This window comes from Streptomyces sp. NPDC001568, assembly GCF_042893755.1.
GTDB lineage: Bacteria > Actinomycetota > Actinomycetes > Streptomycetales > Streptomycetaceae > Streptomyces.
Map to the genome: position 1 here is coordinate 233,679 of NZ_JBIAVF010000002.1, position 12,169 is coordinate 245,847.

The 12,169-nt window shown below is 72.6% G+C and carries 11 protein-coding genes; 4 read left to right on the top strand and 7 right to left on the bottom strand.

The genetic code is table 11. The features are described 5' to 3' along the window. Window positions 1–153: 153 nt before the first annotated feature. From ACFY0I_RS04210 to ACFY0I_RS04225, 4 genes are all read right to left on the bottom strand, one after another. Entirely contained in the window at window positions 154–1,284 is a 1,131-nt protein-coding gene (locus ACFY0I_RS04210; protein ID WP_388889884.1) for a cation diffusion facilitator family transporter, read from the bottom strand. A gap of 146 nt (window positions 1,285–1,430) precedes the next feature. Further along, complete coding sequence (locus ACFY0I_RS04215) at window positions 1,431–2,228, bottom strand: hypothetical protein (RefSeq protein ID WP_388889886.1); 798 nt, start codon at window positions 2,226–2,228, stop codon at window positions 1,431–1,433. A 98-nt stretch (window positions 2,229–2,326) separates the two neighbouring features. Next, window positions 2,327–2,851 (bottom strand): GNAT family N-acetyltransferase, encoded by a 525-nt coding sequence (locus ACFY0I_RS04220; protein ID WP_388889888.1) that lies wholly within the window; start codon window positions 2,849–2,851, stop codon window positions 2,327–2,329. A 79-nt stretch (window positions 2,852–2,930) separates the two neighbouring features. Continuing rightward, window positions 2,931–3,464 carry a hypothetical protein gene (locus ACFY0I_RS04225; RefSeq protein WP_388890659.1) on the bottom strand — a complete coding sequence of 178 codons (534 nt, stop codon included), beginning with the start codon at window positions 3,462–3,464 and terminating at the stop codon, window positions 2,931–2,933. A gap of 380 nt (window positions 3,465–3,844) precedes the next feature. On the opposite strand from ACFY0I_RS04225, the gene ACFY0I_RS04230 reads away from it, so the two are divergent. After that, the gene (locus tag ACFY0I_RS04230) at window positions 3,845–5,416 is read left to right on the top strand and encodes an alpha/beta hydrolase (RefSeq protein ID WP_388889891.1); all 1,572 of its coding nucleotides are present in this window, start codon (window positions 3,845–3,847) and stop codon (window positions 5,414–5,416) included. A 65-nt stretch (window positions 5,417–5,481) separates the two neighbouring features. Here ACFY0I_RS04230 and ACFY0I_RS04235 read toward each other — a convergent pair whose 3' ends face one another. Beyond that, window positions 5,482–5,997 carry a DoxX family membrane protein gene (locus ACFY0I_RS04235; RefSeq protein WP_388889894.1) on the bottom strand — a complete coding sequence of 172 codons (516 nt, stop codon included), beginning with the start codon at window positions 5,995–5,997 and terminating at the stop codon, window positions 5,482–5,484. Window positions 5,998–6,351: 354 nt separating this feature from the next. Further along, the gene (locus ACFY0I_RS04240; protein WP_388889897.1) at window positions 6,352–7,011 is read right to left on the bottom strand and encodes a DUF4360 domain-containing protein; all 660 of its coding nucleotides are present in this window, start codon (window positions 7,009–7,011) and stop codon (window positions 6,352–6,354) included. Between the two features lie 303 nt (window positions 7,012–7,314). On the opposite strand from ACFY0I_RS04240, the gene ACFY0I_RS04245 reads away from it, so the two are divergent. Next, entirely contained in the window at window positions 7,315–8,685 is a 1,371-nt protein-coding gene (locus tag ACFY0I_RS04245) for an FAD-binding oxidoreductase (protein WP_388889900.1), read from the top strand. 18 nt (window positions 8,686–8,703) lie between these two features. On the opposite strand, the gene ACFY0I_RS04250 is transcribed toward ACFY0I_RS04245, so the two are convergent. Beyond that, window positions 8,704–10,248: an MFS transporter gene (locus ACFY0I_RS04250; protein ID WP_388889903.1), complete on the bottom strand. Its 1,545-nt coding sequence runs from the start codon at window positions 10,246–10,248 to the stop codon at window positions 8,704–8,706. A 53-nt stretch (window positions 10,249–10,301) separates the two neighbouring features. Here ACFY0I_RS04250 and ACFY0I_RS04255 point away from each other — a divergent pair, with 53 nt between their 5' ends. Together ACFY0I_RS04255 and ACFY0I_RS04260 are read left to right on the top strand one after the other, a co-directional pair. Then, window positions 10,302–11,165 (top strand): helix-turn-helix domain-containing protein, encoded by an 864-nt coding sequence (locus ACFY0I_RS04255; protein ID WP_388889905.1) that lies wholly within the window; start codon window positions 10,302–10,304, stop codon window positions 11,163–11,165. Between the two features lie 108 nt (window positions 11,166–11,273). Then, window positions 11,274–12,110, top strand: coding sequence for an oxaloacetate decarboxylase (locus ACFY0I_RS04260; protein WP_388889908.1), 837 nt, complete (start codon window positions 11,274–11,276; stop codon window positions 12,108–12,110). Window positions 12,111–12,169 lie beyond the last annotated feature (59 nt).

Below are 12,169 nucleotides of genomic sequence, written 5' to 3' on the forward strand. Positions count from 1 at the left end.
GCCCGCGTGCGCGTCCGGCCGTGCGCAGCAGATTCCCACACGGATCACAGGATTGTCTGAATTTCGATGGAATGGAGCCAAAGTAGAACTCCTGCCCGATATGTGATCATTTATTCGAATTCCGGCCGTACGGGTGCGGGCCGCGTATGCGGGTCAGTGGGGTCGGGCGTGGTGGGTCAGGGGCGCGTGCGGGTCGGGGGATTGGGGGTCGGGGCGGGTGTGGTCGGTGTGGACGGTGGCGGCCGTCAGGCGGGGGACGGCGTGGATCAACGCGTGCTCCGCCGCCAGCGCGAGCGCGTGGGCGCGGACGACGGTGAGGTGCGGATCCACGACGATGTCGGCCTCGGCGCGCAGGGTGTGACCGATCCAGCGCAGCCGGATCCGGCCGGTGCCGAGGACTCCGTCCACCTGCCCCAGCGCGTGCTCGGCGGCGTCCACGAGGGCAGGGTCCACCGCGTCCATCAGCCGCCGGTAGACCTCGCGGGCGGCCGTGGCCAGGACGAACAGGATGGCGAGGGTGATCAGGAGGCCGACGACCGGGTCGGCCGCGGGCACTCCGAGGGCCGCGCCGGCGGCGCCGAGGAGCACGGCCAGGGAGCCGAACCCGTCGGTGCGGGCGTGCAGTCCGTCGGCCACCAGTGCGGCCGAGCCGATGCGCCGACCGGTCCGGATGCGGTAGCGGGCGACCCACTCGTTGCCCACGAAGCCGACCAGGGCCGCTGCGGAAACCGCCCACAGGTGGGTGATGCCGCGCGGGTTGACCAGCCGGTCGACGGCCACGTAGGCGGCGAGCGCCGCGGAGGCGGCGATGGTGGCCACGATGACGACCCCCGCGAGGTCCTCCGCCCGGCCGTAGCCGTACGTGTAGCGGCGGTTGGCGGCCCGCCTGCCGAGGACGAAGGCGATGGCCAGGGGTACGGAGGTCAGTGCGTCGGCGGCGTTGTGCACGGTGTCGCCGAGCAGGGCCACCGAACCCGACAGGGCGACCACGAGGGCCTGGACCAGGGTCGTCGCCCCCAGGATGGCGAGCGAGATCCAGAGCGTGCGCATGCCCTCGCGGGATGCCGTCATCGCCGCGTCGACCTTGTCGGCGGCCTCGTGGCGGTGCGGCCTCAGCAGATGACCGAGCCGGTGCCCCCACCGGGCCCGGAGCGATCCGCCGGGACGGTGGCCCACGTCCGGATCGTGCGAGTCGGTGTGAGCGTGATGCGGGTGGGGGTGGGGGTGGGGGTGAGCGTGCGGTTGGGGGTGGGTGGCCTTTCGCGTGCGCTGATTCGCCTCCATGAAGCTCACCGTGGCATACGGAACCCATTGCGGCTACAGCCGTCATACCAGCTCCCACCAGCTGCGATTCGCATGCAACTGCACGCGGTGGCCGGTAGCGCGACGGTCGCGCCCGCCCACCCCCGGGGGCGGGCGGGCGTGCGGGTCTACTGCGTCTCGTAGCGGCCGACGTTCGTCGCGACGGCTTGCTGCAACGGCTGGAGCCGGTCGACCAGTTTCTGGAAGTCCGCCGTGCGGCCGTCGGACCACTGGCCGAGTCCCACGACCATGACCCGGCCGTGCCCCGTGAAGGACTGCACCATCCCGCTGTCCGGCGGGAGGGTCGGCAGACCCGAGGCGGGCGGCGGGGCCTGCGCCGCGACCTGGTAGTCGTCGAAGGCCATGGCCAGTTCGTTCACCAGCATCAGGGTGTCCCGGGGGTCCTTCATGGTGAACAGGGCCAGGTTGAACTGGTTGTTCCGGGCGTCCTTGTACAGCGCGACGTGCCGGCCGACGCAGCCCTCGCTCCCGGCGATCAGGTCGGCCAGGCGCGGCCCGACCGTACCGGGCTCGGCGCACGGGCTCGGCGAGGCGGCGCCGACCTTGGTGTAGGTGCCGCCGGCTCCGTCCGGCACGGACGCCGGGAAGGCGTCGGCCAACGGGATCGGGGCCCGGTCCGCCGCGTCGGTGGGCGTGCGCGACGCCGACGGTGCGGCGGACGCGGCCGGTGCGGCGGACGGCTTCCCGGCGTCCTCCTCGGACGCGTACCCCGTGAACTTCAGGACGGCGAAGGCGACCGCCGCCGCCGACAGGGCCATCGCGGCGTTGCGCACCCACGCCCGTCGGGGTGCGGGAGCTTCGGGTTCGGGCCGCGCGCCGCTCCGTTCGTACTCCGCGAGCAACGCGTTCCACTTGTCCTCGTCGGGCGCCTTCGGGCCCGGCGGTATCTCATCGTTCTGCGCCACGGTGGCACCGTAGCGATCTCTCCGGCCGAACAGAACAGCCGCAGGTCACAGCCTCATCACGTTGATCCGCGGAAAGGCACCGGCACGTCCCTGGGACCCTAAAGGTCGATCCAGTACCGCCGTTTGGGCCCGATGAGGGTCTCGCGTACGTCTTCCAGTTCGCCGCCCGCCCGCTCGATGGTCCGGATCGAGGCGATGTTGTCGGGGTCGCAGGTCAGCAGGACCCGGTCCATGCCGAGCACCCGAGCCTCGTGCAGTACGGCGGTCAGGGCCCGGCCGGCCACCCCACGGCCGCGTGCCGAGGGGCGCACGCTGTAGCCGATGTGGCCGCCCGCGTCGAGGAGGAAGGCGTTCAGGTAGTGCCGCAGGTCGATCGCGCCGAGGTAGGTGTCGTCCTCGACGATCCACCAGTACGTGGCGTGCACGCGGCCCTGTTCGACCGCAACCGTGCGGTCGGAGTAGCCGCGCAACCGCTCCACCCACGCGGCGAAACCCTCGGGGGTCTCGACGTCGTCGTCGGAGCCGAGGCCGGCTCCGTCCATGTGGGCGTCGGCGCCCCATTCGGCGCGTGCGGCGAGCCAGGAGGAGTGCAGCCCGGCGGTGGGTGCGATCAGTTCGGGCATGCCCCGCACGATAACAGCCGGTCATCCTGCCTGGTCGCGACGGGCCTCCGGCGCGGGCGCGGGCAGGTCCTCCGGTACGTCAGCGTGCGCGCCGGGGACCGCCGCGTTGGGGCCGCCGACGGGCGGGCGAGGCTTCGGGGGCGGCCTGCGGAGAGGAGAAGCCGCCGGGGACCGCCGTACGGGTCTGCTGGGCGACGGCGGGGACCGCCGCCGGAGCTCCGGCGGCGGCGGGGCGTTGGGCGCGGCCGAGGACGGAGAGGTTGCCGATCAGGGGAGCGCAGGACTGGCAGACCTCCGCGAGCGTCCAGACCTGGCCCACGACCGGGTTGTGGACGAGGACGAGCAGCGGGGTGCCCGCGCAGGAGGCCCGGCTGCCCTCGTGGAAGGCGCATTCGGCGGCTCCGCAGGCGCACGCGGCGTTGGGGCGCACCGTCGCGAGGCGGGCGTGCGCGCGGGCGTGTTCGGCGGCGAAGCGTCGCATGGCGCCGGTGTCCTTCGACCGGGGCGGCATCCGGCAGGCCTCGACGCTGCAGGTGACGGAGACGCTGTGGTCGCCGTGACCGATCAGCCGGACGGTCCAGGTCCGACCGGGTACGCGGGATCCGGGAATCATCGTCAAGGGTGGGCCGTCCGTTCACATATGCGGTGGTGTGCCGGGTTTTTGAGTCTTCGCGACCGGGGACGGCGGCTTCGCGCCGAGCGGCCTCGCTGCGGAGCACAGCGCGGGGGCGGGCGGGTCGCGAGGTGAACGTCACATCGAGGCGAAGACGGTCAGGGCGATGGAGGGCACTTCGGCCGAACACGGCCTCAATGTCTTTGTCGCACGCGGCCGGGCGCACTGTCAACGGGACGTCACCGCGTACGTCACCACGCCCTTCGACCGGCCGGTGGGTCCCCCGCGCACCGGACTGGGCCGTTCGGTGGTCCGGAGATCGGCTCGCAGCGTTTATCGTCTGCTTACCTCACCAGGACCCTTCGCGCAGGAGCACCACCATGGCCCACCTCATACGTCGCCCCGCCCGGGTGGCGGCCCTCGCCGCCGCCGCCCTGCTGGCCGTGCCCGCGCTCGCGGCCTGCGGCGGGGAGGCGAAAGTCAAGGCCGACCCGAAGCCGTCGGCCTCGCCCTCGGCCGGTGCCGAGGCCAAGCCGGCCGTCCTGCCCGCGTCGCTGACCGGGCAGAAGCCCGATTGGCAGAAGTGCGCGGCGCCGTCCGCCGCCCAGGGTGGCGGCAAGGCTCCCGGCAGCGGCTGGGAGTGCGCCACGATGAAGGCGCCCCTCGACTACGCCAAGCCGGACGGCGAGACCCTGGACGTCGCGCTGATCCGCAAGAAGGCCACGGACACCGGCAAGCGCGTCGGCTCGCTGGTCTACAACTTCGGCGGGCCCGGCGGCTCGGGCGTGCAGACGCTGCCGGACGCCGCCACCGATTACAAGAAGCTCAACGCGGTCTACGACCTCGTCAGCTTCGACCCGCGTGGTGTGGGCAACAGCGCCGCAATCACCTGCCTGGACGACAAGGCGCTGGACCAGGCCGTCGAGAGCGCGGACCCGCTGGAGGACGTCCGGAAGTTCACGGAGGCCTGCAAGCAGAACTCCGCGAAGGTCCTCCCCCACGTGGGCACGGTCAACGCGGCCCGCGACATGGACCTGCTGCGGCAGGTGCTCGGAGACCAGAAGCTCAACTACTTCGGCATCTCCTACGGCACCCAACTGGGCGGCGTCTACGCCCACCTGTTCCCGGGCAACGTCGGCCGCACCGTGCTGGATGCCGTCGTCGACCCCACCGCCGACGAGGTGCAGGGAGCCCTGGGTCAGACCAAGGGCTTCCAACTGGCCCTGAACCACGCCATGAAGTACTGCCGGGACAAGTACACGGCCAACTGTCCGACCGGGCCGAGCGACGCCGAGGGCAACAAGCGGATCGTCGCCCTGTTGGAAAAGCTGAAGACGAAGCCCGCCCCGACGGAGGGCGGCCGCAAGCTGACCTCTGAGCACGCCCTGACCGGCATCGTCGCCACCCTCTACGACGAGGAGGGCTGGGAGTACCTCGTCCAGGGCCTCGGCGAGGCGATGAAGAGCGGTACGGGCAACCTCCTGCTGGCCATCGCGGACGGCTACAACGGTCGCGGCGAGGACGGCCGTTACAGCAACATGCACGCCGCGAACATGGCGATCAACTGCGCCGACACCAACCGTCGCCACACCGTCGAGGAGGCGAAGGCCCAGGAGGCGACGTTCGTCGCGGCGTCGCCCGTCTTCGGGCCGGACATGGTCGAGGGCCTGCTCGGCTGCTCCCAGTGGCCGGTGCGCGGCACGACGGACAAGCCGGTGGTGGACGCGGCCGGCGCGGCGCCGATCCTGGTCATCGGCAACGCCGGTGACCCGGCGACCCCGGTGGAGGGCGCGAAGCGGATGGCCGACGCGCTCGGCAAGGGCGTCGGCGTGAACGTGACGGTGGAGGGCGAGGGCCACGGCACGTACGGCAACAACACCTGTGCCACCAAGGCGATCGACACCTTCCTGGTGGACGGCACCGCTCCGGCGGACGGGACCGTCTGCAAGTAGCCCTCCCCGACCCGTGGGACGCTCGGCGCACCACCCGGCGCGCCGAGCCCGTCCCGCGGGTCCCGCTATGCGGCGTCCTGGCGCTCCCGGGCCCGCTTCGTGAGCACCGCCGCGGCCGCGAGGGCGCTGCCCGCGAAAGCGAGGGCCAGCGTCCAGGGCCGGTCGAAGGTGTGGCCGGTGGCGTGGTCGACGGAGTAGCGGCCGGCCCCGGCGAGACCTACGGCGGCTGCCGTGAACCCCAGGAAGGCGGGGTATTCGTAGCCGCCCTCCTGGGCGAAGAACCCGGCGGGCGCGTGCACGGCCACCGCGCCGGCCATGGCGCCCGCGGCGGCCGCTCCCGCCGCCGGGGTGGCCAGGCCGAGCACCAACAGGGCGCCGCCCCCGGCCTCGCCCAACGCGGCGGCGACGGCGCTCTGCCGGCCCGGCGTGAAGCCCATGCGTTCCATCCCGGCCGCCGTGCCGTCCAGTCCGGCGCCGCCGAACCAGCCGAACAGCTTCTGCGTCCCGTGCGCCATCAGCACCGCGCCGGTGCCCGTCCGCAGCGCCAGCAGGGCCAGGTCTCGTCGGTTGATGCAGGTCATGGGGAACCTCCGGGTGAGTACCGTTCACGAAGCCGTACCGGACATGCGTATCCCCCCGGGCGTCGCCTCCCCCGGATCCGGGCGTTGATCCGCCATACGGCCCGCCGGAGGTCACGGGTCCGGATGGAGCAGCGCGCACGGGCGCACGGCCGTGTCGCCGACCGCGCGCTTCGGGGCCCTGCCCTCGTGACGGGCGCCCGTCCCCGACCCGGGGATACCTCCGTGTCCCCACGGTCGAATTCCGAAGGCAACCGGGCCCGCCCCGGGCGGCGGCTGCTCGCGACCGCCCTGCTGTGAAACAGGAACGGGAACGGCCCGCCCGGTGCACGGGCACCGGGCGGGCCGCCGGCGGGTTCAGCGGGCCGGGCACTTCTTCCACTGGAAGTGGTAGACGCTGTTGATGGTGCCGTCGGTGGAGTCGAGGGCCATGTAGCTCACCTTGCTCGCGTCCGAGGTCCCGACCGCGGCGCGCAGTTCCGTGTTGATGTTGAAGTTGCGCAGTTCGCCGCACGGGGCGAAGACGAGCGCCTCGATGCCGGTGGTGTCGGTGGCCTGCCAGTTGTCGTTGAGCGCGCCGCGGAACGTGTGCGTGCGGTACTCGGTCTGCTTCATGCCCTGGAAGTAGTAGCTGGCCTTCTGCGTGCCGGTCGCGCCGCGCTGCAGGCTGCCGAAGCCCCGGTAGTCGACCTGGGCGACCGCGTAGGTGTAGCCCTGCGGGACGTGGACGTTGAGGGAGAGGAGACAGTTCTTGCGGCCGTCGGTCGCGGTGCTGTTGCCGCCCGCGGAGGCGACGTACTCGCTGTACGTGACGGTGAAGGCGGAGTTGTCGTCGGCGACGGCCACGGCGGCGCTGCCGGGGCGGCAGCCCGAGCCGTTGACGGTGTCGACGTCCACCGTCACCCGGTCCGGGGGCGCGATGCGCGAGGAGGCGCCGGCCGCGGGAGCGAGGCCGAGGCTGAGCAGGGTTCCGGTCACGGCGGCGGCGCTGAGCGCTACGCGGAGCGATGTGGTCACGGGGCCATGGTGGGCGGACCGGGCGCCGGGGGCGGTCCGGGCGCCGGAGAACGCGCGCGGGCCTCACCCTGATGGGCCGGCCGCACCGATGACGAAACGATCCGGCCGGGGGCCTGCCCGGCGGCGGCCCCATGGGTTCGGGTTGATGCTCCGGCCCATCGGCGTAGCGTGAAAATAGGGCTCGCTGCGGTGGCAGGCGGCAGCGGTGTCCTCCGGGGGGCGGTCCCACTGTGCCGCCGCGCTGCCACCGAGGCGGTTTCCCCCCGCGCGCCGCGCGGGGGCAGGCCACGAGGAGCAGCAGCCATGGGCAAGCTCTCGATCGACCACCTTCGCGAACGGGTCCGCGGCGGGGTCGTCACGCCGCAGGACGAGGCCTACGACGAGGCGCGCAAGGTGCACAACGCCATGATCGACAGGCGGCCGGCCGCCGTCGTGCGCTGCGTCAACGCCGGCGACGTCATGGCGACGGTCGGTTTCGCCCGCGAGAACGACCTGGACCTGGCGGTCCGCGGCGGCGCGCACAGTGTGCCCGGCTTCGGCACCTGCGACGACGGCGTGGTCGCCGACCTGTCCGGGATGCGCGGGGTCCGGGTGGACCCCGTACGCCGCACCGCACGGGCGGAGGGCGGAGCGACCTGGGGCGACTTCAACGCGGCGACGCACGCCTTCGGCCTGGCCACGACCGGAGGGATCATCTCCACCACCGGCGTCGGCGGGCTGACCCTGGGCGGCGGAATCGGCCACCTCGCCCGCGGACTCGGTCTGAGCTGCGACAACCTGGTGTCCGCGGACGTGGTGACCGCCGACGGCGAGCTCCTCGTCGCCGACGAGGAGCAGCACCCGGACCTGTTCTGGGCCCTGCGCGGCGGCAGCGGGAACTTCGGGGCGGTGACGTCGTTCGAGTTCCGGCTCGCACCCGTCCGGGACGTCTACGGCGGCCCGATGCTCTTCGAGCTGAAGGACGCCGGCGACGTCCTGCGGGCGTTCCGCGAGCTGATCGCCGACGCGCCGGAGCAGTTGGGGGCGTTCCCGGCCTTCCAGATCGCCCCGCCGTTGCCCTTCATCCCGCAGGACCGGCACGGTGACCCGTTCCTGCTGATCGTGGCCTGTTGGGCGGGGCCGATCGACGAGGGCGAGGTGGCCCTGCGGCCCTTCCACGAGATCGCCCCCGTGGTCGCCGAGCACGTCGGCCCGATGCCGTACCCGGCGCTCAACTCCGCCTTCGACGCGCTCGTACCGCCCGGACTCCAGCACTACTGGAAGGCGAACTTCGTCACCGAGCTGACCGACGAGGCGATCGAGGCCCACCTGCGGTACGGGCCGCTCGTGCCGGCGGTGAACTCGACCGTGCACATCTATCCCATCAACGGTGCCTGTCACCGGGTGGCGCCCGACGCCACCGCCTTCGCCTACCGGGACGCCTCCTTCGCGACGGTCATCGCGGGCATGTGGCCCGACGCCGCGGACAACGAGGCCAACACCGCATGGGTCCGCGACTACTACGCGGCCACGGCCCCGCATTCGCAGGAGGGCGGATACATCAACTTCATGGCCGAGGACGACCAGGACCGGATCCGGATCAACTACAAGGGAAACTACGACCGGTTGGTCGAGGTCAAGCGCCGCTACGACCCGGGGAACCTCTTCCACCTCAACCAGAACATCGCCCCGTGACGGTCGGGCTGCGCCGGCTCAGTTCATCAGGCGCGGCAGGCGCAGGCTGAGCAGGGCGGTGAGGACGATCAGGCCCAGTTGGACGAGCAGGGTGATCAGGAGGGCGTCGCGCATCCCCAGGGAGGCGGTCAGCGCGAGGAAGAGACTGCCCAGGGTCGCGACGCCCAGGGCCAGGGCCGACTGCTGGGTGGTGATCATGACGCCGCCGCCCACCCCGGCCCGGTCGGCCGGTACGTCGGACAGCACCATCCGCATCATGACGGGCAGTTGGAGGCCCTGGCCCAGGCCGGCGACGGCAACGGCCGGGGCGAGTGCCGCGAGCCCGACGGTCGGCCAGTCCTGCCGGAGCACGAGGAGCAACAGGCCGATGCCGAACGCTTGGAGGACGCCGCCGGCGGTGATGACCCGGCTGCCGAAGCGTCCGATGAGCCGGGGTCCGGCGAGCGAGGCCGCGAAGAAGGTCAGGGCCATCGGTACGAGCGCGAGGCCGGCCCGTACGGGGCCCATGGCCAGGCCCTGTTGCAGGGCGACCGCCATCACGAACATGAACCCGCTGAAGCCGATCGAGAACGGCATCACGATCACCAGGCCGCGGCGCAGCGAGTCCAGTCGCAGCAGGCTCGGCGGGACGAGCGGGGTCCGGCCGAGCCGGTCGGCGCGGCGCTCGGCCAGATAGAAGGCCGTGGCCGCGAACGGGAACACCGCGAGGGACAGCACGGTCCACAGCGGCCAGCCGGCGGCCCGGCCCTCGGTGAGCGGGAGCAGCAGGGACACCAGTGACAGGGCGAGCAGCAGGGTGCCGGGGACGTCGATGGCGGCGGGGCGGTGCGAGCGGGTCTCGGGAACGGCGCGGACCGCGAGCAGCAGGCCGAGGAGCACGACGGGGATGTTGACCAGGAACACGGCCCGCCAACCCGTTCCGGCCAGGTCGGCGGCCACGAGGACGCCGCCGAGGATCTGCCCGGCGACCATGGACAGTCCGGCGGTGGCCCCGTACAGGCTCATCGCCCGGGCCCGGCGCGGGCCCCGGGTGGTGGCCTGGATGGTGGCGAGGACCTGCGGCAGCATGAGCGCGGCCGCGGCCCCCTGAGCCACCCGTGCGGCGACGAGTGTCCAGGCGGTCGGGGCGAGTCCGCAGGCCAGGGAGGTGATCCCGAAGGCGGCCATGCCCAGGAGGAAGAGCCGGCGCCGGCCGGCGGTGTCGCCGAGGCGCCCGCCCAGGACCAGCAGGACGGCGTAGGCGACGCCGTAGCCGCCGACGACGAGTTCCAGCAGGGCCGGTCCGGCGGCGAGGTCGGCGTCGATGGCGGGCAGGGCCACGTTGACGATGAAGAAGTCGATCAGCGGGAGGGCCGCACCCAGGAGCACGGTGAACAGTCCCAGCGGGCGCAGTGTCGACGGGTCGGAGGGGTCGGACGGATCGGAGGGGGCGGACGGGGCGGGTGCGGTCGTGGTACCGGAGGTGGTGGCTGCGGCCGGAGGTGCGGAGGGCGGGCGTACGGTGGCTTCGTTCACGGGGATGACGATCCTCCGGCGCTCAGCCTGGTACCAGAGCCTCCTCATCCTGGTATCAGGAGTACCTGGCAACCGGCTGCGGGCTGCGGCACCCTGGGACCATGACCACGGTGGCCCCAGAATCCGATGTGCGCCGGCGCGAGCTGGCGGAGTTCCTCCGCAGCCGCCGGGAGCGGATCGCTCCCGAGCAGGTCGGCCTCGTACGCGGCCGGCGGCGGCGCACTCCGGGATTGCGGCGCGAGGAAGTCGCGCAACTGTCGGCGGTGGGCGTCACCTGGTACACGTGGATGGAGCAGGCCCGTGAGATCCAGGTGTCCCCGCAGGTGCTGGACGCCCTCGCGCGCGCCCTGCTGCTGGACCGCAGCGAGCGGGCGCACCTGTTCTCGCTGGCCGGCAGCGTCGATCCGGACCCGCATACTCCCTGCCGTAGCGTGACGCCCGAACTGCGGGTGATGTTGGACCAGTTGGGGCCGATCCCGGCCTGCGTACAGAACAGCCGCTACGACATCCTCGCGTACAACGCCACGTACGGGCGGTTGCTGTGCGATCTGGACCGGATGCCCCCGGAGGACCGCAACTGCCTGTGGCTGGCGTTCACGAATCCCGATTGGCGGGCCTGCACCGTGGACATGCCCGAGGCGAGTCGGCTGATGGCGGCCAGGTTCCGCGCGTCGATGGCCGAGCACCTGGCCGAGCCGGCCTGGAAGGCGCTGCTGGCCCGGCTCGAAGGGGCGTCGGCGGAGTTCCGCGAGGTGTGGGCGCGCCACGAGGTGGTCGCGCAGGGCGGCAAGACGAAGTACATCCGCAACCCGCTGGTGGGCCCGCTGCGGCTGCGCCACACCGACCTGTGGCTGGGCCCTGGGGCGGGTCCGCGGCTGGTGGCGTACGTCCCGCTGGACGAGGAGAGCCGCGGGCGCCTCGAACGGCTCCGGGAGCTGGCGCCGGCGGGCGCCGCACTCCCGTAGGGGTGAACGGCGCGCGGACACGCGCGGCCGGATCGTTCCTGCGCCGGACCTCCCCGCGAGGATCCCCGGACCGGGGCCGATCAGGGCCCCGCACACGAGGAGGCACAAGTGGTCCGGCACTACGCAAGCGCGCTGCGGGAGTCCCTCGCAGGGCCGGGTACGACCCCGCTCATCGGGGTGTACGACATGTACTCGGCCTCCGTGGCGGCCGGCCACCACGACGCCCTGTTCGTTTCCGGCTTCGGCTTCGCGGCGTCCCACTACGGGCTGCCGGACGTCGGCTTCATCGCCTGGCCGGACATGGTGGCGTTCACGGAACGACTGCGGTCCGCCTTCCCCCGCCACCACCTGCTGGTGGACATCGACGACGGGTACGGCGATCCGGAGGTCGCCGCCCACGTCGTGCGGCGCCTGGAGCGGGCGGGCGCCTCGGGCGTCGTCCTGGAGGACCAGCAGCGCCCGCGCCGCTGCGGGCACGCGGACGGCAAGCAGATCCTGCCCCTGCCGCAGTACCTGGCCAAGCTCCGCCGGGTCCTGGACGCGCGCGGCGACCTGTTCGTGGTGGCCCGTACCGATGCCACGGAAGAAGCCGAGATGCTGCTGCGGGCCCGTCATCTCGCGTCCACGGGTGCGGACATGGTGCTCGTGGACGGCGTACGGAGCACCGCGCAGCTGAAGTTGATCCACGAGGCGGTCGGGGACACGCCGCTGCTCTTCAATCAGATCGAGGGCGGCCGGTCGCCCCGGCTCTCCCTCACCGAACTGGCCGGCCTCGGTGTGGCCGCCGCCGTCTACAGCACCCCCTGCCTGTTCGCAGCCCACCGGGCGATGGACGAGGCCCTCGGTGAACTGCTGTCCCGCGACGGCCTGTTGCCGGAACCGACACCGGACTCGATCGGCGTCGCCCGCTCCACCGAGCTGTTGGCCCGCAACCTGGCGCCCTGATCCGACACGGAAGCGATGGGCGGGGGCTCGGCGGTGGTTCACCGAGCCTGGCGCCGTGC